This is a genomic window from Desulfoscipio gibsoniae DSM 7213 (assembly GCF_000233715.2).
GTDB classification, from domain to species: Bacteria; Bacillota; Desulfotomaculia; order Desulfotomaculales; family Desulfallaceae; genus Sporotomaculum; species Sporotomaculum gibsoniae.
Window position 1 is genome coordinate 427,404 of the sequence record NC_021184.1, and the last position, 20,222, is coordinate 447,625.

The 20,222-nt window shown below is 44.9% G+C and carries 19 protein-coding genes; 15 read left to right on the forward strand and 4 right to left on the reverse strand.

Going from position 1 to position 20,222, the window contains the following annotated elements; genetic code table 11:
• Window positions 1-180: 180 nt before the first annotated feature.
• The 6 genes from DESGI_RS23545 (at window position 181) to DESGI_RS02235 (ending at window position 7,193) form a co-directional block, all read left to right on the forward strand.
• Window positions 181-450 carry a hypothetical protein gene (locus DESGI_RS23545; RefSeq protein ID WP_245561180.1) on the forward strand — a complete coding sequence of 90 codons (270 nt, stop codon included), beginning with the start codon at window positions 181-183 and terminating at the stop codon, window positions 448-450.
• A 254-nt stretch (window positions 451-704) separates the two neighbouring features.
• The gene (locus DESGI_RS02215; protein ID WP_006523512.1) at window positions 705-1,844 is read left to right on the forward strand and encodes an acyl-CoA dehydrogenase family protein; all 1,140 of its coding nucleotides are present in this window, start codon (window positions 705-707) and stop codon (window positions 1,842-1,844) included.
• Between the two features lie 444 nt (window positions 1,845-2,288).
• Window positions 2,289-3,056 carry a 3-hydroxyacyl-CoA dehydrogenase gene (locus tag DESGI_RS02220; RefSeq protein ID WP_006523511.1) on the forward strand — a complete coding sequence of 256 codons (768 nt, stop codon included), beginning with the start codon at window positions 2,289-2,291 and terminating at the stop codon, window positions 3,054-3,056.
• 87 nt (window positions 3,057-3,143) lie between these two features.
• On the forward strand, window positions 3,144-3,923 hold the full coding sequence (locus DESGI_RS02225) for an enoyl-CoA hydratase/isomerase family protein (protein WP_006523510.1): 780 nt from the start codon (window positions 3,144-3,146) through the stop codon (window positions 3,921-3,923).
• A gap of 13 nt (window positions 3,924-3,936) precedes the next feature.
• On the forward strand, window positions 3,937-5,130 hold the full coding sequence (locus DESGI_RS02230) for a thiolase family protein (RefSeq protein WP_006523509.1): 1,194 nt from the start codon (window positions 3,937-3,939) through the stop codon (window positions 5,128-5,130).
• A 554-nt stretch (window positions 5,131-5,684) separates the two neighbouring features.
• Window positions 5,685-7,193 carry a class I adenylate-forming enzyme family protein gene (locus DESGI_RS02235; RefSeq protein ID WP_041285126.1) on the forward strand — a complete coding sequence of 503 codons (1,509 nt, stop codon included), beginning with the start codon at window positions 5,685-5,687 and terminating at the stop codon, window positions 7,191-7,193.
• Window positions 7,194-7,603: 410 nt separating this feature from the next.
• Here DESGI_RS02235 and DESGI_RS26360 read toward each other — a convergent pair whose 3' ends face one another.
• The 4 genes from DESGI_RS26360 to DESGI_RS02250 all read right to left on the reverse strand — a co-directional run bounded on the left by DESGI_RS26360 (window position 7,604) and on the right by DESGI_RS02250 (window position 9,770).
• The gene (locus tag DESGI_RS26360) at window positions 7,604-7,693 is read right to left on the reverse strand and encodes a transposase (protein ID WP_353740038.1); all 90 of its coding nucleotides are present in this window, start codon (window positions 7,691-7,693) and stop codon (window positions 7,604-7,606) included.
• 456 nt (window positions 7,694-8,149) lie between these two features.
• On the reverse strand, window positions 8,150-8,338 hold the full coding sequence (locus DESGI_RS02240; protein WP_006523507.1) for a hypothetical protein: 189 nt from the start codon (window positions 8,336-8,338) through the stop codon (window positions 8,150-8,152).
• 34 nt (window positions 8,339-8,372) lie between these two features.
• Complete coding sequence (locus DESGI_RS02245; RefSeq protein ID WP_041284736.1) at window positions 8,373-9,257, reverse strand: phenylacetate--CoA ligase family protein; 885 nt, start codon at window positions 9,255-9,257, stop codon at window positions 8,373-8,375.
• A 30-nt stretch (window positions 9,258-9,287) separates the two neighbouring features.
• On the reverse strand, window positions 9,288-9,770 hold the full coding sequence (locus DESGI_RS02250; RefSeq protein WP_006523505.1) for a phenylacetate--CoA ligase family protein: 483 nt from the start codon (window positions 9,768-9,770) through the stop codon (window positions 9,288-9,290).
• Between the two features lie 941 nt (window positions 9,771-10,711).
• On the opposite strand from DESGI_RS02250, the gene DESGI_RS22820 reads away from it, so the two are divergent.
• The 9 genes from DESGI_RS22820 (at window position 10,712) to DESGI_RS22825 (ending at window position 20,047) form a co-directional block, all read left to right on the forward strand.
• Window positions 10,712-12,214 carry a hydroxymethylglutaryl-CoA synthase gene (locus DESGI_RS22820; RefSeq protein ID WP_006523504.1) on the forward strand — a complete coding sequence of 501 codons (1,503 nt, stop codon included), beginning with the start codon at window positions 10,712-10,714 and terminating at the stop codon, window positions 12,212-12,214.
• Complete coding sequence (locus tag DESGI_RS02260) at window positions 12,204-13,382, forward strand: thiolase domain-containing protein (protein WP_006523503.1); 1,179 nt, start codon at window positions 12,204-12,206, stop codon at window positions 13,380-13,382. Before DESGI_RS22820 ends, DESGI_RS02260 begins: the two co-directional genes overlap by 11 nt.
• 71 nt (window positions 13,383-13,453) lie before the next feature.
• On the forward strand, window positions 13,454-14,590 hold the full coding sequence (locus DESGI_RS02265; RefSeq protein ID WP_006523502.1) for an acyl-CoA dehydrogenase family protein: 1,137 nt from the start codon (window positions 13,454-13,456) through the stop codon (window positions 14,588-14,590).
• A 40-nt stretch (window positions 14,591-14,630) separates the two neighbouring features.
• Window positions 14,631-15,509, forward strand: coding sequence for a 3-hydroxyacyl-CoA dehydrogenase (locus DESGI_RS02270; RefSeq protein ID WP_006523501.1), 879 nt, complete (start codon window positions 14,631-14,633; stop codon window positions 15,507-15,509).
• Window positions 15,510-15,540: 31 nt separating this feature from the next.
• On the forward strand, window positions 15,541-16,317 hold the full coding sequence (locus DESGI_RS02275; protein ID WP_006523500.1) for an enoyl-CoA hydratase/isomerase family protein: 777 nt from the start codon (window positions 15,541-15,543) through the stop codon (window positions 16,315-16,317).
• Window positions 16,318-16,417: 100 nt separating this feature from the next.
• A complete protein-coding gene (locus tag DESGI_RS02280) occupies window positions 16,418-17,188 on the forward strand; it encodes an enoyl-CoA hydratase/isomerase family protein (protein WP_052543990.1) in 771 nt (256 codons plus the stop codon).
• Between the two features lie 11 nt (window positions 17,189-17,199).
• Window positions 17,200-18,087 carry a 3-hydroxyacyl-CoA dehydrogenase family protein gene (locus DESGI_RS02285; RefSeq protein WP_337833199.1) on the forward strand — a complete coding sequence of 296 codons (888 nt, stop codon included), beginning with the start codon at window positions 17,200-17,202 and terminating at the stop codon, window positions 18,085-18,087.
• A 129-nt stretch (window positions 18,088-18,216) separates the two neighbouring features.
• Complete coding sequence (locus DESGI_RS02290; protein ID WP_006523497.1) at window positions 18,217-18,999, forward strand: enoyl-CoA hydratase/isomerase family protein; 783 nt, start codon at window positions 18,217-18,219, stop codon at window positions 18,997-18,999.
• 109 nt (window positions 19,000-19,108) lie between these two features.
• Window positions 19,109-20,047: an amidohydrolase family protein gene (locus DESGI_RS22825; RefSeq protein WP_006523496.1), complete on the forward strand. Its 939-nt coding sequence runs from the start codon at window positions 19,109-19,111 to the stop codon at window positions 20,045-20,047.
• Window positions 20,048-20,222 lie beyond the last annotated feature (175 nt).

Here is a 20,222-nt window from a genome sequence, read left to right on the forward strand (position 1 = left end):
AATAGTATTATATCTTATCTTTTTAATCATAATGCGACAAACGTTTGATACACTATTAATTATTAGCATGAAACACATAAACAAAAAACAGAGGGGATAGATTAAGCCGGTGAAAATGTATGAGTACATGGCAAGGAACTTTTCGCCAAATTCGGTCTTCCGGCGCCGAAAGGCAGAATTATAACCAGTCCGGACGAAGCGGCCCGGGTAGCAGCTGAAATAGACGGCCCTGTAGAGTCCCAGGTTTTGTCCGGCAAGCTGGGTAAAGCTTGCGGCATCAATTATGCAAATACCCCGGAAGGTGCTGGGGCCGCAGACGGTGAACTTTTTGGCATGACCACCATTCGGGGCCTGCCGGTGGAGACACTCCTGTTGGAAGGGAAACTGCAATCGACAAGGAGCTTTACATATCCATTACCATCGATGGGGCCGCCAAAAAGCCCGTTCTGATTGCATCGGTCCGGCGGCATGGATATTGAAGAAGTGGCCGAAGAATACATAATCAAAGTTAGTTATTGACATACCAAGATAAGAATGGTTAAATATATCTAGGCATAATTGCACCAAACATTTGTCGCCATATCAAATTGCCCTCTAAACTATTGGTCTTAGAAAAGGCAATGATGAAACATGTATGCGTAGGAAAAATTGGGGACAAACGTTTGATGTATTATAAAAAATTAAGGAGTATGGGGGTTTTAAAAATGGATTTTTCTTTAAGTGAAGAGCATAAATTACTCAGGCAAACAATTAGCCGATTTGTGAAAAAAAATATTATACCCCTGGCTGAAGAAATTGATGCAGGAGAAGAAATTCCTTCCCATTTGTTGCAGGATATTGCTAAACAAGGGTATTTTGGTATCCGTTACCCGGAAGCTTATGGCGGCGCGGGTAGTGATATGATCAGCTACATAATTATGGTGGAGGAAATGGCGTATGGTTCAATGAGCGTGGCTGCGGCGGTATCCGTGCACACTTCTGCGGGAACAATGCCAATTTACCGGTTTGGCTCTGAGGAACAAAAGCAGAAATACCTTGTCCCAGCCATCAAAGGAGAAAAAATTGGCTGTTTTGCTCTTACTGAGCCTAATGCGGGTTCCGATGTGGCTGCTATTCAAACAACGGCCAGGAAGGTTAGAGATGGCTACTTGCTTAATGGGAGTAAAACTTTCATTACCAATGCTCTTAGGGCTAATTATGCTATTGTCGCTGCGAAAACTGATTTTGCCAAAGGCAGAAAAGGAATCAGCCTTTTTATTGTTGACAAAGAAACACCGGGTTTTCAAGTATTGCGGAAATTATCTAAGATGAGTATACGGGGATCAGATACGGGTGAGCTAATTTTTGAAGAATGTTTTGTGCCTTCAGGTGCCTTGCTGGGGGAGGAGGGCAAAGGCTTTGATTATTTAAAAGAATCATTAGTTGACGGGCGTATTATGACGGCGGCTAATTGCCTGGGGGTTTGCCGGGCGGCTTTTGATGCTGGTTTGACTTATGCACGGCAAAGAGAACAGTTCGGTCAGCAAATCGGGAAATTTCAAGCTGTTAATTTTAAACTGGCGGATATGGCGGTGGATTTAGAAGCTGCGCGACTGTTAGTTTATTATAGCGCCTGGTTGTCTGATGTCAATAAAGAGCGGGCTAAGGAAGCATCGATAGCTAAACTTTTTGCATCTGAAGCTGCCAATCGTATAGCTACAAAAGCAGTGGAGATTCATGGCGGGTACGGGATTATGATGGAATATCCGGTTCAGAGACTTTATCGTGACGCCAGGTTTCTTACAATAGGAGAGGGCACTTCAGATATACAGCGCTTGGTCATTGGCAATCTATTGGTGTTTTAGGACCTTTAGAACCCTACCTAATATCAGCGGTGCTTTCGTGTCTATGGAATATGTTAGAGGAATTGAGAAGTTCGGTATTGGATTTGTTGCCCAAAAGTCCCACTGGCAAAATCTTAAGGAGAATGCTCCGGGATAATCAATATCTGGAAATTACTTTTAACTAAAGTTAATTAATTAACAACTTGGAGTGATGACATATAGGTCGTATGTTAGAAGGCTTAAAGATCCTTGACCTAAAAAGTTTTTTTTAATCATCTTGTTCTAAGGACATTAAGGAAGATTCCTTTTTGGTTGGCGGATTTAAAGGCGTTGGCTGTGGAAGATCATAAGGAAATAATTCTGAAGTAAAGGTGGTATGTCCAGAGGATTACAATTGAGTTAAAAACATAAGAATTACAGTCGCTCTCAAAAGAATATTTAAAAAGAAAAAAGGAGTTTTGCATTATGGAAATTAATGGATCGGTAGCCGTGGTTACGGGTGGAGCATCGGGGCTTGGGGAAGCAGTAATTAGACGCTTTTCTGATCAGGGAGCAAAAGTAGTGATATTCGACATGGCGGAGGAATCCGGCAGTAAAATTGCCGTCGAACTGGGTGATAGCGCAACCTTTTTTAAAGTAAATGTTACCGATGAGGAAAGTGTGTTAAAAGCAGTGAACGCTGTTCAGGAAAGATTCGGGGGAATTAATATTGTTATAAACTGCGCAGGTATCGGCATTGCTCATAAAGTGTTGGGTAAAAAAGGCCCCATGCCACTGGAAAGTTTTCAGCGAGTAATCCAGGTAAACCTTATCGGTACCTTCAACGTAATCCGTCTTGTAGCAGAGAAGATGGTAAAAAATATTCCCAATGATGAAGGAGAAAGGGGGGTTATTATTAACACTGCTTCGGTTGCAGCCTTTGAGGGACAAATCGGGCAGGCGGCTTACAGTGCTTCCAAGGGAGGGATAGTAAGCATGATCCTGCCTATGGCACGGGAACTGGCTTATTACGGGATTCGTGTCATGGGGATTGCTCCTGGGATTTTTGATACTCCCATGATGGGTAGTCTGCCTGAAAGCACCAGGGATGCATTGGGCAAAATGGTTCCGTTTCCATCCAGACTCGGAAGGCCGGATGAATTTGCCAGGCTGGTGAAAGATATCGTACAGAACCCGATGCTGAACGGAAGTACAATCCGCCTGGACGGAGCGATCAGGATGCAACCGAAATAAAAGGCCTAAGATGAATGCAGCTTTAGTTCGGCCACTTACGGCGCAAGACAGGCACAGGTGTTTCGACTAATGAAAGGGGGAATAAACATGGCTTTTGATACACTTATAGTCAATATCGAGGACGGTATCGCCGTGGTTTATCTAAATCGCCTCCCGGTAAACCCGTTAAACAGCAAACTCTACCGGGAATTGACTCAGGTGGCCGGAGATCTGGATGATGACCCGTCTGTGCGGGCGGTGATTATTACAGGTTCCGGAGAAAAAGCCTTTGCCGCCGGTGCTGACATCAGTGAGATAAAAGACTTGACACCAGTGGAGATGTACAGGTTCTGCCTGGTTTCTTTGCATACGTGCAGCCAAATAGAAAACATAAAAAAGCCGGTCATCGCTGCTATAAACGGATTGGCTTTGGGCGGTGGGCTTGAGGTGGCGCTGACCTGCGACTTTAGAATAGCATCGGACAAGGCAAAGTTCGGGCTGCCCGAGATAACCCTGGGCATTATCCCAGGCAATGGTGGCACACAGCGTTTGCCGCGTTTGATTGGCGCCTCCAGGGCAAAGGAGTTGCTTTTCCTGGGGGATATGATTGACGCTGTCCGTGCCGAACAAATCGGCCTGGTTAACAAGGTGGTACCGTCCGCCGAACTGATGCGGGAGGCAAAATCCCTGGCCTTAAAACTGGCTGCCCGTCCGGCGCACGCCTTGAGTGTTTTAAAGGGATCGGTGGACAAAGGGCTCAATATGTACCTAAACGATGCCCTTGATTTCGAAGTTAAGAACTTTATCCTGACTTTCGCCAGCGATGACCGCAAGGAAGGGCTTAGTGCCTTTATGGAAAAGCGCAAACCAAATTTTACCAATAAGTGAGGAGGGTAATTTTATGTATATAAAAGCATTTATTCCTTATCGCGGATATTACAGTTCCCCCTTTGCCCGCTGGCAGGGGAGTTTGCAGAATGAAAACTCCATCGAACTGGGGGCAAAAACTGCCAGGAGATGGCTGGCGGCAAAGGATCTGAATCCAAAGATATTTGAATATTTTATTATAGGGAAAACCGTTGGCCAGTTGCATACCTTTTATGCTGCCCCCTGGGCGGCTGCCCTCATGGGAGCTACGGAAATCCCCGGCTGTCATATCCCCCAGGCTTGTTCTACATCCACGACCTGCATAAATCAAGCGGCGGTGGGTATCGAAACAGGTCTTTATGAAAACGCATTTTGCCTTATGACAGACCGTATGTCCAACTCCCCGCACACTATCTGGCCCAACCCCATGGGTTCCGGTGGAATGGTCATAGCAGAAAACTGGGCGATGGATAATTTCGCCAAGGACCCATGGGGAGGAGTCGCCATGATCCAGACAGCGGAAAATGTGGTTAAAATGGTCGGTGGTATTACCAAAGAAGACTGCGATGCAGTGACTTATAGACGTTACGAGCAGTATCAGGACGCACTTGCTAATGACAGGGAGTTCCAGAAGCGTTACATGTTCTCGGTGGAATATAAAAAGGGAAAAAAAGAAACCGCGTTACTGCAAGAGGATGAAGGCGTTACTCCTACAACCAGGGAAGGTCTGGCCAGATTAAAACCAGCTATTGAGGGAGGAGTACACTCATTTGGCGCCCAAACCTACCCGGCTGACGGTAACTGTGGAATTATTTTATCCACCAGGGAAAAGGCGCGTGAACTTAGTGCTGACAGCAGCATAGAAATACAGGTAGCTTCCTACGGTTTTGCTCGCGGTCCCAAGGCTCATATATCAATTCCTATGATACCTGCAGCAAGAATGGCTATGGAAAAAGCCGGAATTGGAATAAAGGATGTAAAAGCCATAAAGACGCATAATCCATTTACGATCAACGATATATATATTGCCAAGAAACTGAACATTGAAGTCATGAATTTTAATAATTATGGCAGTCCACTTATATACGGGCATCCCCAAGGACCAACAACCGGGCGTGTAATTATTGAAATGATTGAAGAATTGGTTATCCTCGGGGGGGGGTATGGACTGTTCACGGGATGCGCGGCTGGGGATACTGCTGCAGCACTTGTAGTAAAGGTGTCATAATGTAATTATAGTTGAACTATTGATGGTCCGTGCCCTGTAGTGATTAAATGCGAGTATACAGGTCATACTGTTCCAATTGGGCGTGGATAATAGTTCGGTGCTTAATTTTTTAGTGTACTTACCAATCTCCAGACTGTTAGAGTTAGACCATATGGGTCTAAAACGTATTGAATGGAAGATCCCCAGGTATCAAGCTTGTGTGTCTCTAACCTGTAAAGAAGAAAGATTGGGGTCGCTGGATGCAGAAAACAGCACATTAGGTAACAACGGTTGGCACCTTGCAAGGGGTATATGCTCACAGCAAACGTTCAGTACGACTATGTAACGAACGTTTGCTTCAACTGAGTTTTATTGCATAGGGAAGACTGTTTAACGCTTTTGAAGAAGAATTATGTTTTCAAGAATAATTGGGGCACCCTGGAATTAGGTAAATTCATATTGAACCTTATTGAAAGGCATAATCATGCAATAAAATATAAACGATGGGATTTGCCTCTTTGCAGGCGGGGAGCCCGGAGCTGGTAGAAATTAATTATTATTTTGGGGGGGACGAAATGAATATTTCCAATATAATTACAAACGCAGCTTTTCACCCAAATCGAAATGCTATTATTTGCGGGGATGATGGAAGGATATTCAGTTGGCTTGAATTTGAAAGTATGATCAATAAATTTGGTAATGCCCTGCTGAAAATGGGAGTAAATAAAGGCGATCGGGTAGCAGTCTATTTACCGAATAGCCCCGAATTTTTATTTGCTTTTTTTGCGGTAGCAAGGATTGGTGCCGCAGTCGCATCATGTAACATTCAATATAAGGGAAGCGAATTAATTTACATCCTCAACAACTCCAGGGCAAAAGTTCTGCTGGGAGATTCGGCGGAAATCGCACAGAACCTGATAAGTCATATAGATAAATTACCTCACTTAGAAAATATTATCACTATCGGTGACCCGGTAGAGGGTACATTAGATTTTAGTAATTTGATTATGGAAGCAAGCGACAAGCTGCAAACAGTGGATTGCGATAAAGACGATATGGTGGCATTGTATTATACTTCCGGTACAACCGGACAACCAAAGGGGGCTATGCTAACTCACGGCAACGTAACATATGCTGCAACATTAAATGGCTCAACTGTGCTGCTTGTCAATGACTATGACTTAGTTTTGACTGCTGCACCATATAGTAATGGATATTTTATGTGTGCAGTACTCGGGCCGCTTTGTGCCGGTGCCGGTATTTTAACAATGAGGCGTTTTGTTACAGACAAAGCGTTGGACCTGATATCCCGTTATCAAGTTACTCACTTTCTCGGTGTCCCGACTTTGTATATTTTTATGCTTGAAGTTTACAACAAAGATAAACATAACTTGGAAGCCTGGCGGTTTGCCCAAGCGGCTGGGGCCGCGATGCCAGCGGAATATATTCAACAAATAGAGAAAACGTTTGGCGTTAAATATTGTGAATGTTATGGCGCTACTGAAACCAGCGCGACCATCAGTTATGGCAGAATAGGCCACAGTGTACCAGGTTCCGTGGGGCAGGAGGCTAACGGTACCCGGATGAAAGTGGTAGATGATTCGGGTAATGAGCTGCCGCCAGGAGAAGTGGGTGAAATATTGGTCAAAGGTCCGGGAATTTTTAAAGGTTACTGGGAGATGCCTGAGGCGACCAAAGAAGCTTTCAGTGGAGAGTGGTACCACACTGGTGACTTGGGTAAGGTTAATGAAAACAGATGTTTTTACATCGTCGACCGAAAAAAAGACATGATCATTTGTGGTGGTTACAATGTTTATCCCAGAGAGGTGGAAGAAATTATTTACGAGAACCCGAAAGTTTTGGAAGTTGCCATAGTGGGATTCAAAGACACTGTTCGTGGCGAAATTCCGAAAGCATTCATCAAGTTAAGAGAAGGTGAAAAAATGACAAAACAAGAGGTGATCGATTATTGCGCGCTAAAATTAGCCAAATATAAACTGCCGCGAGAAGTAGAGTTTTTGGATGAGTTTCCGAAAAACCCTACTGGCAAAATATTAAAGAGAATGCTGCAGGATAGAGCCTAAATGTAATGACGTAGCTCTATCAATATTAGACATAACTTAATTGAGTTATGCTTTTCTGAAATACAGGACTTGGCAACGAGAAACCACAATGTTCTGGCAGAACATCCGTGGTTTTGAATAGATGTCCTTATTTCGCAGGCTTCAAACTTTTATGGTCCGTCGAAAATTCCTTCCTTAACATAAATGTCAAACCAATTAAAGGGTACTATAGTTAAGACCAAAGTTACCTTTCAGTTTAAATCGTAATGGGTGTGATAGAAATCATGATCTAATCAGGTTGGTTGCCTCTACCAGATAATAACTCAAGTACTTATTGCCGGAATGAATGCGGCGGGTATTATGTGTCCGTTATTCACCGGACTGATGTTAATTCCAAAAAGGCCAGTAAATTTGGCAAGGGACTTATGATTTTAAAAGCGGCTTATATCACCGACTTCTGCAAGAGTACCGGCAGCATAAACCTGGCCAACCCCTTTAATAGAAGTTAAAGTCTGGGGCATAGCCTCAGGGTGTTTGATAATCAACTTGTCCAACTTCTTAATCTTTAGCCTCCATACCAAGCACCACTTTCTATATCGAATGCTGGGCTACGATGTCAATAATATTATCCACTAAAGCGTTTGCCCCGTCCAAGTTATTTAAAACATTAAACTTATCACAGAACAGCCATTGGCATTTTAAAAAATGTATGGTAGTGGCCGGCATCGGCCTAGCCCTAGCCTTGACCCCATATGGCGTCTATTCAATATAGTTATAAAGTATACAATAGATAAAAGTTATCACTTAGTTTACTCACTCTATGTCAATTAGCAAATTTGCAGAATGTTTCTGTAAATTTGCTAATTGATTATTTTAACAAAGTGGCTTTCCTTTAATAGGGAAGCCACTTTTTTTAAATTAATATTACTTTTTAAAAATATTAGTTATTTTTCAATATTCTGAACTATTTCTCGTTATTATTCTTTACTATATTCCAACTCCGGCACGATCTCGTCGATTTCTCCTTGAAGCCATTTGGCCCAATGAAGGTTCATGTCAGCCATTTTATAGCATTGGAGAAGCGCTGGAATATTTGTATCCCGGATTAACACCGATAGTTTAGCTCGAATATCAGCTAACACGGCAAGATGTTCTTCTTGTAACATCCACGTTACCCCCTTGCAATGATATTAATGGTTATTAATTTTGCGATCGATCCAGTTCCCGGCGGAATTCCTTTGGTCTTTTATCTATTACGCGTTTCATTTTGCCTGAGTCGGAACGAGGCAGGCTATTTGGTTCGCTTGCCACCACCTTCATCCGCAAGCCTATTTTATCTTTAACATTCTCTTGAATTTGACCCGCAATTTTACCCCAATCAGACTCGGGAATATCCTGCTTGGGCTCAAAAATAACTTCCATTTGGTCCAGACCGGCCGCATCTCGTGTTAAAACTAAATGGAAGTAATTGGTAGTTCCAGGCACCTGCAATACTATATTTTCCACAGCCGAAGGATAAACATTGGTGGCCTTTACAGTAATCATGTAGTCACTGCGCCCAAGTACCACACCGTCGAGGTAACGCCAGGTACAACTACACCCACAGTGGTTTTGATGGCTATATGATCGAACCAAATCATGGGTCCTATAATTAATAAGAGGTTGGGCGTTATTTACATAAGTAGTTATAATGTTTTCGCCAACTTCTCCGTCCATTAATTCTTTGCCTGTGCTCGGATCCATCGTCCAGGAGTAATTATTCATTTCGTTCATGTGCACACCTTTTCGGTTAGGACAACCGGGGGCGATGGCATCAAGTTCCGCCACTCCTAGTAATTCCCCGGAAATGGCGCCGTAAGCTTCGTCTAGTTGCATACGGATTGCTTCGATTGAACAAGGCCCTGGCTCACCCGCATGGTAAGTATACTTGATGGTTGAATTAGGCATGTCAAACCCCATTTTTTGTGCCTCTTCCGCTATTCGCAAAGCATAGCTGGGAGTACTGATAAGGACTGTGGGTTTCATTTCCGCAATGTTTTTTACGTGTCCTTCAGTTGTTTGCCCCCCGCCCGGAATAATCCTCACCCCCAGGCGCCGGGCACCCCAATAGGCACTCTAGAACCCGGCATAAGAGCCGAAACTGAAAGCAAAGTAAAAAGAATCAGTGGGTCGGATACCTAATGCCCACCAACCGTAAACCCATGATTCTCCATAGCGTTCCGTGTCGTACATGGTAAAGGGTATTCTCAAGGGAGCACCTGTTGAACCGGAAGTATTGCAATGATGTGCCATGAAATCTTCCTGTACAGCACTGGTTAATCCATAAAGCGGGTTTTCACTCTGGAGATGTAAAAAGTCTTTTTTGTCAGTTAGGGGCACCTTGGTTTTGAAATCATCCAATGTTTTTACATCTTGCGGGTGAAAACCAATACTGTCCCATTTTTCCCTGTAAAAGCGGCTATTTTGATAAGCATGATTTAAAAGGGATTTAAGACGTTGAAGATGAAAAGCATCCAGTTTTTCCCGGCTCATGATCTCGGCGGGCTCATTCCAAAATTTCTGTCCAATAAGCTCATATGTCCAATAACGTAGCGTCATCTTTTAACCCCCTAAAACGTATTCTTTTGTATTTTGTGGTTACCAATATATAGTGCTTACAAAGTTTTTTTGTAAATTCATACCATATAAATTACACCTCCCATATAAATTTTTGTCGAGTTTGGCTGACCTTTAATTCCCGTCCTCAGGTAACAGAAATTTATGTAATATTTGAACGAGAAACCGAACAATTAACTAAAAATAGAATTAAATTTAAATTGCTGGCCTAAAGTAAAACCTTTCAGCAAATTAAACTGATAAACACGCAATATTTATACCAAAGCGTAGGAGATTATTTATTTTAAACCTTAAAAAATCTCTCATTTTTGCTCATATTTTTGCTCATATGTGAATTTTTAGGTGTTATAAGACGCATAAAATTTAATTCTTAATCAATCCCAAACACTATTGCAAAAAAACAGTCTAGGGAAAATTATTATTACTGTTTAAGCGCGACGATTTGTTTTGCTGTTTTGCAGTTTACCAATGCCAAAACAACAAAAATATATGATGCTTGTACCTCTATTGTGCGGACATGCCTCCTAATGAAGCATGTCTTAATTATTTATCAATGGCTTATAACATTGGGTGGAGGATCCTATCAATATTATATTTTTAACTTGAGGATGTGATTTTTAGGCAGAGTAGCAATTTTGCAGTAATGCTTTGCAAAAGCGCTGTACTAAAAGTGGGAAAAAGTAATGGTAAAAAAAGGATATTATCTGTTACAGAGTATTAGTATGTGGTCATCCTGCAGAAAACGCAAAGGGGATTACCTAGATTGACTACTTTTTTTGCGCAATGCTGGGATGTTATTAAACTGGTATGCTTATTGCATGGCTAATTGCTTAACGTGGTCTTTTTGTGAAAAGCATCAGGTAATCATTTTCAACTTTCATTAAGGTTTCTACGAAAGTACAGACAAAGAAAGGGGTGGGCGTTTGGCAGGGATCATTGGATACGGGGCGTATATTCCCTCGTTACGTATCACAGCTAAAGAAATAAAAACGGTGTGGCCCATGGCCGGGAATGTCCCGGGGGTTAAGGAAAAGCCTGTTGCCGACCTTGACGAGGACACTGTAACAATGGCTGTTATGGCAGCAAAACGAGCTATAACACATGCCGGGGTGGAAGTGGAAAAAATAGAGGCTATTTATACAGCCAGCACTTCGGCCCCCTGTGAAGAAAAGTCTATGGCCGCGTTAATCCAAACAGCTATTGGGGCACCGGCGGAAGTCCTTGCAGTTGATATGGGTCAATCCACCAGGGCCGGTGTTGCGGCTTTGGTTAATTGTATGGCTCAAGTGCGGGCCGGCGACATTAACCTTGGTCTGGTGATTGCAAGTGATAACCGGTTGGCCCGGGCGGGAGATATGTTGGAGCAGAGTTTAGGTGCCGGGGCAGTAGCCTTGGTGGTGGGAAAAGAAACGGTGATTGCAGATTTTTTGGGAGCTGCATCATTTACCAGTGAGTTTGCTAATATATGGCGACCGCGTGGGGAAAAATCACTCCGGCGACATGAAGATAGCCGATTGGAAAAGGAGTATGGTTTTCAGCGGGCAGTTATAGGGGCGAGCCTGGCTTTGCTCACGCGGTTGGGGCTAACGGGAGAATCTATTAAATACCTGGCTACAGCCGAACCTGATGGGAAGAGCCTGCAAGCCGTAGCAAAAATATTGGGTATTCAGCCTGAAGCGGCAAAGACTGCTAACTTGGCACCACTTTTAGGGGATACCGGTACTGCTGCCCCGCTTTTAGGTTTGGTTACTGTTCTCGAGCAAGGTAAGCTGGGTGAAAGGGTACTTGTAGTCGGTTACGGCTCGGGGGCCGGTAGTGATGCCTTTGCTTTGGGATTAACGGATAATATTGCAGCTAAAATGGAACAAGCGATGACTCTGGCTGAGGTGACAGCTGAAAAAAATTACCTGAGTTATACAGCCTATGCAAAGAGGGTAGGGGTGCTAAATGTGCCTCCAGCCTTGCCTGATCCAATTTCCGGGTACAGTAGTCAGCCGGGAATGATCAGGGATGTAGAGTACTTGATCGGGCTTAAAGCCCTGGAGTGTGAGAAATGTGGTTCCTTAAATTACCCATACCGGGATTATTGCATTGACTGTCGCGGTCAATCGTTTAAAAAAGTTAATTTGCCCCGTCGTGGTCGTATTGTAACTTATAATGTGCAATATGTTTCTCCCATCGGACCGGAAGAAGTACCGGTAGTAGTTTGCACGGTAAGGCTGGATGGTGCGAGTGGAGAGCGCGGGGGCAAGGTGAGCGGGGCGATGGTGGCGGTTGACCCGGCGCAGGTAAAAATAGGTTTGCCGGTTGAATTGGTTTTCCGGCGGTGTGGTGAGGAACTGGGAATGCCTAAATACGGCTATAAATTTAAGCCAATACCCGAACCAAAAAGTTGTGAAGGGGGGGTACCTGACTGTGGCGCGTAAGAAGAACTTCAAAGTAGCTGTTGTAGGTGCTGGGATGAACAAATTTGGCGAATTATTCCATCAGAGCTATGAAGATATGATAGTTGAAGCCTACCGGGCATGTTTAAAAAGCGTTGATAAGGGGATTGACGAAAATGATATCCAGGCTGCCTGGTTGGGTACCGTCCAGGGAAGCCTGATCCGCCGCGAGCTGGTATCCGGGTCATCTTTGGCCGAACCCCTTGGGCTTTCTATACCGGTTACCAGAATTGAGAACGTTTGTGCAGCTGGAAGCGATGCCATTCGCAATGCGGCCTGCGCTATAATGGCGGGGCTGTACGAGACAGTGCTGGTTGTAGGTGCGGAAAAAATGCGCGATGTACCTTCCAGAGCCAGCCTGGTGGCTAACCGGGGGATTATGTCGCATCTATGGTGGCATCCCCGGGGCGCCTCAGCACCAATGGTCTTTGGTCAGATCGGTACTGCTCACATGCACGCCTATGGCACTACAAGGGAACATTTTGCCAAGGTGGCGGTCAAAAACCATCACAACGGAACATTAAACCCCCATGCATTTTTCCGGTTCGAAATTACCGTCGAGAAGGTTTTAAACGCTCCAATGGTATCCTGGCCGCTGGGTTTGTTAGACTGCTGTCCTACCACAGACGGCGCGGCAGCGGTTATTTTGACCACTCCGGAGCGTGCCCGCCAGTATACTGATAAGCCAATATACTTGATCGGTACAGGATTAGGAGTAGATGTGGCCAATTCACATTGGCGAAGCACTTATACGGAATGGCCGGCCAATATCCAGGCCGCCCGGCAGGCCTATGAAATGGCCGGTATTACACCCCAAGACATTAGCCTGGCGGAATTACACGACTGCTTTACCTGTACAGAGCTGGTTACTTACGAGGACCTCGGTTTTTGCGAAAAAGGCCGGGGAGGGAAGTGGATAGACAACGGCGGTCCCATGTTGGATGGTGAAAAGCCATGCAACGTTAGTGGCGGTTTAAAGGCCAAAGGCCACCCTGTTGGGGCGACCGGCGTAGCCCAGGCCAATGAAATTTTCTTACAGTTAAGAGGTGAAGCAGGTAAGCGCCAGGTGTCAAATGCCCGGTTGGGGTTGACCCATAATATCGGTGGGGCTGGTCAACTAAGTTGCGTGAATATTTACAGTAATGAATAACTTCTTATTTTTCAGTTTTATGCTATCCATTATAAGTATGCAATGGCAAATATTATCGGGGGCGGTGTCTAATGTTTCAGTTAAATGACGAACAGTTGCAAATCCAGGCGATGGCCCGCAGGTTTGCCGAAAAGGAAGTGGCGCCTTACGTCGACGAGTGGGAGGATAGTGCGTACTTACCAAGGGAAGTTTTTAAAAAGATGGCTGAATTGGGCTTTACCGGTATGTACTGTTCCGAAGAATACGGTGGTTTGAATTTAGATAGAGTTTCCGCTGTTTTGATTGCGGAGGAATTTGGTAGAGTGCAAAGAGCCCTGGGTTTCATCTTTATTCATAACCTGGTGCTGGAACTGATTAATGATTTTGGGACCCAAGAGCAGAGAGAGTATTGGTTACCTTTATTGGCAAACGGTGATATGCTGGCGGCGTTTGGGTTGACCGAACCGGGTGCCGGTTCAGATGCCGCCAATATTCGAACCAGGGCGGTCAAGGATGGTAACCGTTATATTTTAAATGGGCAAAAATGTTTTATCACCAATGCTGATGTGGCAGACGTGCTTTCTATTGCAGCCAAAACTGACCCGGGGGCGGGAGCGCGGGGCGTAAGTATATTTATTGTGCCCAAAGGTACACCGGGCCTGTCTGTGCCGAAGGTGGAAAAAACTATGGGGGTTAGAAGTACACACATTTGTGAAATAGTTCTGGAAGATTGCGCAGTACCGGCCGCTCAATTGTTGGGAGGCGTTGAAAACAAAGGTTTCCCGATGTTAATGAAGGGTCTTGAGGGCGGGCGACTAACCAACGGTTCACTGGCTGTGGGTGTTGCACAAGGAGCTTTCGAGATTGCCCGTGATTATGCCAAACAAAGAAATGCTTTCGGAAACCCGATCGCTAATTTACAGGCGATACAATTTATGCTGGCTGATATGGCCACCGAAATTGAAGCGGCACGATGGCTGGTTCGGTATGCGGCCTGGCGTAAAGACCAGGGTTTACGGGCTGGTATGTACGCTTCCATGGGCAAGCGCTATGGAGCTGATATGGCTATGAAGGTTACAACCGACGCCGTGCAAGTACTGGGAGGCTATGGATACATTCAGGATTATAAGGTGGAGCGGATGATGCGCGATGCCAAAATGACCCAAATCGTTGAAGGTACAAGCCAGATTCAGAGAACTATTATCGCTCGAGAAATACTAAAGGACTAAATGTTTAGTTGATTTTTAGAGAAAGGAGGAAGGCCGCTTTTTGTTTCCGGCCGCAAGATATATGGAAATAAAAACGTTAACTGTTGTGGGAGCAGGTATCATGGGGCGTGGCATTGCCCAGGTGGCTGCTATGGGCGGTTATGATGTGACTTTAGTGGATACGGAAGAAAAAATCCTTCAAAACGCTTACCAGATAATCCAAAAAAATTTACAAAAGGGGGTGGAACTGGGTAAAGTATCACCGGAACTGCAGGCAGCGAGCATTGACCGTCTTAATACTACCACTGATCGTGCACTGGCGGCAAGTAAGTCGGACTTTGTAATCGAGGCTGTCCCTGAAATTATTAGCCTGAAGATGGAAATATTCCAGGATCTTGATCGCCATTGTCCGCCTCACGCCATACTGGCAACCAACACATCAGGTTTAAGCATTACCGAGATTGCCGCGAGCACGCGGCGGCCGGATAAAGTTATTGGGATGCATTTCTTTAACCCGGTACACCTGATGAAACTAATTGAAATCGTACGGGGCTTGGAAACCTCCAACGACACAGTGGCCGCCAGTGAAACCGTAGCCGCTAGAATGAATAAGGAAACAGTAGAGGTTAACGAATTTCCCGGCTTGGTTACGAGCCGTATCAACGCTATGATTGGTAACGAAGCTTTTTACATGCTGCAAGAAGGAGTGGCCAGTGCCGAAAATATCGACAAGGCGATAAAACTGGGACTAAACCACCCCATGGGACCGCTGGAACTGGGCGACCTGGTGGGCCTGGACGCCCGCCTGCGAGTTTTGGAGCACCTGCACGCAACCCTGGGAGAAAAATATCGACCCTGCCCGTTGATGGTGAAGTATGTAAAGGCAGGTCGGTTGGGTCGAAAGACCGGTCAGGGTGTTTATGACTACAGCAGTAAATAAATTACTGTGATTTTGGAGGTGCTGTAAAGGGATGGGTTACTCTAACTTGCTGTTAGAAAAAGAAAATGGCATAGCCCTGCTTACCCTGAACCGGCCTGAGGTGAATAATGCCCTGGATCGACAGACCTGGCTCGAGTTAGGTGAGGCTATCAAAGAAGTTCAGGCAGATGTAAGCGTTCGGGTGCTGATTATTACCGGCGCCGGAGAACGGGCGTTTGCCGCCGGGGCTGATGTTAGGTGGTTAAAAGAGCGTCCCCCGTTGGATCTGCTTGAACGCGGCCCACAGGCCATCATGTGTGAGTTGGAAAGGATGCCTAAACCGGTAATCGCTGCCATCAACGGTTATGCCCTTGGAGGCGGCTGCGAATTGGCCATGGCTTGTGACGTTCGCATAGCATGTGAAAAAGCCAAATTTGGTCAACCGGAGATTAACCTGGGAATTCTGCCCGGGGGCGGAGGCACACAACGCCTGTCACAATTAGTGGGCAAGGGCAAGGCCAAGGAACTTATTTTTACAGGGGATATAATTGATGCCCGTGAAGCCGAGAAAATTGGTCTGGTCAATAAAGTAGTGCCGGCGGAACAATTAATGAGTACGGCCATGGATATGGCCAGAAAAATGGCCGGCAAAAGTCCGGTGGCACTTCGTGTGGTCAAGTCGGTAATTGATGTGGGCACGGGAACTGATTTTGTTACAGCACTGGCTTTTGAACAATTTGGGCAAACGATTTTATGGGGAACAGAGGACAGGGTAGAGGGCATGGAAGCTTTTTTATCAAAACGCTCAGCTAAGTTCACAGGTAAATAACAGACCTTAAATAAGTATAAAGAATTTTTTGAATTAACAAAGTATTAAAAAATAATTTAACCGGGTTGGTTTTCTAAAGGAGGTGAAAACATTGAGTAACATGCTTTTATATGAAGAATTAGAAAATAAAGTGGCCGTGCTGACAATTAACCGTCCGGACAAGTTAAACGCCCTAAATATCAGTTTACTCCAGGAACTGGCTTCTACCCTGGAACGCATTGAGCAAAGCGATATACGGGTAGTTGTTATTACTGGAGCGGGAACAAAGGCCTTTGTGGCAGGCGCTGACCTGGAAGAGATTGCCGCTTGTTCACCTTTCGAATTATGGAGCTTTCTCCGGCAGGGACAGAATGTTTTGCGCCTTATTGAAGGATTGAGTAAACCAGTGATCACTGCCATTAACGGTATTGCTCTGGGTGGCGGTTTTGAGCTGGCCTTGGCCTGTTCGCTCCGCATTGCCGGGGAGAAGTCCTATTTTGCCTTTCCGGAGGCAAGTCTGGGTTTGATGCCGGGGTTTGGCGGAACCCAGAGACTACCAAAGGCTATCGGGAAAACAGTGGCTTTGGAATACCTTTTGACAGGGTCCAAATTAAGCGCGGAGGAGGCCTATCGCCTTGGTTTAATTAACAAAGTGGTTAAAATAGATGAACTTCGCTCTAAAGCGCTGGAAATGGCCAACAAAATTGCTAATCAGTCACCTGCGGCTGTGCGTTTTATTCTCCAGTCTGTCCAGGGCGGGTATGAACTGGCAGGGGAGCGTGGTGAACTGTTAGAGGCCGGACTGACTGCTCTGTGTAGTGCTACGGAAGATAGTCGTGAAGGTTTGGCCGCTTTTAAAGAAAGAAGAAAGCCTGTTTTTACAGGATGTTAATGTAAGTTTACATCTATAAAAAATTATTAGGAGGGTTAGTAATGGAAATAAAAAGCGTATTGGTTGTTGGTGCGGGGCAAATGGGTAGCGGTATTGCCCAGGTATGTGTGCAAGGGGGTTGCCAGGTATTTTTCTATGATAGTAACCCAGACGCTATGAAAAAAGGTGTGGCTATCATCGACAAGTTTTTAACCAGTTCAATGAATAAAGGTAAGTACACACCTGAACAGAAACAAGCAATGATGGATAATATCAAGTTGATTGCCAATTATGAGGAAGCCAAGGAAGCTGACCTGGTCATTGAAGCAGTAGTCGAAAATATGGCGGCCAAACAGCAGGTTCACGCCGAACTTGACGCAGTTATGAAGCCGGAGGCAATCCTGTCCTCTTGTACCTCGGCGCTGCCCATCAGCGAAATGGGATCAGTAACCAAGCGACAAAACAAATTTATCGGTATTCACTTCCATAACCCTGTGCCGGTCATGAAAATAGTGGAATTGATCAGAGGCCTTGAGACTGACGATGAGACTTATCAAATATCAGATAAATTCGTCCGCAAGCTAAATAAGACACCGGTGGTAGTCAAGGATGTGCCCGGTTTTATCACCAACCGCGTAAAAATACCGGAACTGGTCGAAGCAATTCGTGCTTTATCCGAGGGGATTGCTACGGCGGAAGATATTGATACAGCCTTTAGGGAAGGGTTTAACTACCCGTTTGGGCCACTTCAGTTATGTGATTTCATTGGTTTAGACACCTTGCTCCACATTATGGACGACTTATACGCCAACTATGCAGACACGCGTTATTTTGCGCCGCCTTTGCTGAGAAAGAAGGTAGCACTTGGTCACTTGGGCCGCAAAACCGGTCGTGGTATTTATGATTACTCTGCAAAATAAGCCTAAACGTTCTTTTGACCATAAAACTATAACCTATAACCAGTTGCCGGCAATATCCGGCAACTGGTTATAGGTGGGGAAACAGTAGTAGTCAAAAACTAGTTAGTTTCTGACTAGGAGGTAGTTCTTGTGGATTTTAAAACCATTCAACTTGAGATAGTAGATTCTGTTGGGGTAATTTACCTAAACCAACCGGAATCCCGTAATGCCTTAAGTCTGGAGATGCGGGAAGAATTAAGGGTGGCAATGGAAGGCTGGGCACGGGAAGCAGGGGTAAAAGTAATTATAATTACCGGTAAGGGGGCGGCTTTTTGCGCCGGTGGGGACATACGGACGATGGGTAACTTTAAACCAACCCAAGGTCGCGAACGTATGAAAAACGTCCACCGGTTTGTAATGACTTTACGCAATCTGGAAAAGCCAATCATTGCAGCGGTTAACGGGCCTGCTTTTGGCGCTGGATGGAGCTTGGCCTTATTGTGTGATTTAATTGTTGCTTCGGAAAAGGCCCGCTTTTCCCTTGCATTCGTCAAAGTAGGGCTAGTCCCTGATTGGGGAAGCATTTATCTGTTGCCCCGAATGATTGGTTTACTAAAGGCCAAGGAGTTAATGATGACGGGACGCGCTATAGATGCTGCGGAGGCGTACAACTTGGGTTTGGTAAATAAAGTGGTTCCGCCGGAGCAACTCTTTACGTCGGCAATGGAGTTGGCACGTGAACTGGCCCAAGGTCCGCCCCTGGCCCTGGGTATGCTTAAGAACCTTGTAAACCGTAGCCCTGAAGTTGGTTTCTTAACATTGCTGGAAGAAGAGGCACTGGTTCAGGATATTTGCCTGCAAACCGAAGATCACCGTGAAGGGGTCAGAGCCTTTTTTGAAAAACGCAAGCCACGGTTTACCGGTACTTTGTAACTTTATTTTTTTCGTTATCGCGAAGCACGAGCGTGGCATACCATGGCGTGTTAAATAAAATGCTGGTATTTAGAAGTTCAATGTAAATATTAGGAGGAGGTATCTTTAAATGTCAGATAAAGATAAGAAGAAAGATATTTCATTGGAAGAAATAAAGGCAATTGATACTATGTGTCGTCCATTTTACCCCAGTACGGAACACCTTAAGGCCATGTTTCAAAGTTATGAGTTCCAAACCATGGCGGCTACTACGTTTGGTGGTGTGCTGAAAAAAGCAGGCATAGATAAATTAGAAGAAGCATGGAAAGCTATGCTTGCCATGGGTGTTAAAGGCTCAATGGATGGTATGCTGGCAGAGATGGAGCAAGTAGGTGTGGAGTATGTATTTATTGACCAGATGGTGCAATGGTCCCAGCGTGATCAGAAATATGTAAGCGGTTACGCCACCATTGAAGAGATTGCCGGATGGATTAAGGAATCCGGGGGCAAGGTTGTCGGTGGTGTGGGCTACAATCCCTTAAAGATAGAAGAAAGCCTTAAAGAAATAGACCGGGCGGTAAAAGATTATAACTTTAAGTATGTTTGGATCCAAACAGGTAGTTTTGGCTTAAAGTTAAATGATAAAAGATATTATCCCCTATATGCCAAATGCCTGGAATTAGGTATTCCAGTTTGTATGCAAACGGGTCAGTCAGCGGAACCTCTGCCAACTGATCAATTACGTCCCATGTTTGCCGATGAAGTAGCCATTCATTTCCCCAATCTTGTAATAGTGCTTACTCATACCGGTTGGCCCTGGGTAAGTGAGTGGATATCTATGGTTTGGCGGCACCCGAACGTTTATGGGAATATTGGTGCTTATATGCCGTCATCCCTTGATCCTGCCCTGGTTCGCTTTATGGATGGTCCAGGTAGGCAGAAGGTTCTTTGGGGCACCAATGGTCTTGGACTTACCCGTTGTAAAAAAGAATTATTGGAACTGCCAATTAAAGATGCATCTAAGAAAGCTGTTTTATACGATAATGCTCGTCGCGTATTTAGGGTTTAACATTTTAGCTAAGAAAATTTTAATATGGGGTTAACAAGGGCGGGGAGTAACAGATGGATTTAAAGTTAACGAAAGAACTCAAAATGACACAGGAAATGGTAAAGTAGAATTGGAAAAAGTATTAATAAAACTGATTTTAACCAAAAATGTTACATCCCATGCCCTGACTCCGCAA

What these genes read in the sequence shown, in the direction of transcription:
- DESGI_RS02225 (WP_006523510.1), top strand. Translation starts at nt 3,144, where the DNA reads ATGGCTTTTGATACACTTATAGTCAATATCGAGGACGGTATCGCCGTG.
- DESGI_RS02250 (WP_006523505.1), bottom strand. Translation starts at nt 9,770, where the DNA reads ATGACGCTACGTTATTGGACATATGAGCTTATTGGACAGAAATTTTGG.
- DESGI_RS02240 (WP_006523507.1), bottom strand. Translation starts at nt 8,338, where the DNA reads ATGTTACAAGAAGAACATCTTGCCGTGTTAGCTGATATTCGAGCTAAA.
- DESGI_RS02230 (WP_006523509.1), top strand. Translation starts at nt 3,937, where the DNA reads ATGTATATAAAAGCATTTATTCCTTATCGCGGATATTACAGTTCCCCC.
- DESGI_RS02275 (WP_006523500.1), top strand. Translation starts at nt 15,541, where the DNA reads ATGGGTTACTCTAACTTGCTGTTAGAAAAAGAAAATGGCATAGCCCTG.
- DESGI_RS02215 (WP_006523512.1), top strand. Translation starts at nt 705, where the DNA reads ATGGATTTTTCTTTAAGTGAAGAGCATAAATTACTCAGGCAAACAATT.
- DESGI_RS02265 (WP_006523502.1), top strand. Translation starts at nt 13,454, where the DNA reads ATGTTTCAGTTAAATGACGAACAGTTGCAAATCCAGGCGATGGCCCGC.
- DESGI_RS22825 (WP_006523496.1), top strand. Translation starts at nt 19,109, where the DNA reads ATGTCAGATAAAGATAAGAAGAAAGATATTTCATTGGAAGAAATAAAG.
- DESGI_RS02220 (WP_006523511.1), top strand. Translation starts at nt 2,289, where the DNA reads ATGGAAATTAATGGATCGGTAGCCGTGGTTACGGGTGGAGCATCGGGG.
- DESGI_RS02280 (WP_052543990.1), top strand. Translation starts at nt 16,418, where the DNA reads ATGCTTTTATATGAAGAATTAGAAAATAAAGTGGCCGTGCTGACAATT.
- DESGI_RS26360 (WP_353740038.1), bottom strand. Translation starts at nt 7,693, where the DNA reads ATGCCCCAGACTTTAACTTCTATTAAAGGGGTTGGCCAGGTTTATGCT.
- DESGI_RS02235 (WP_041285126.1), top strand. Translation starts at nt 5,685, where the DNA reads ATGAATATTTCCAATATAATTACAAACGCAGCTTTTCACCCAAATCGA.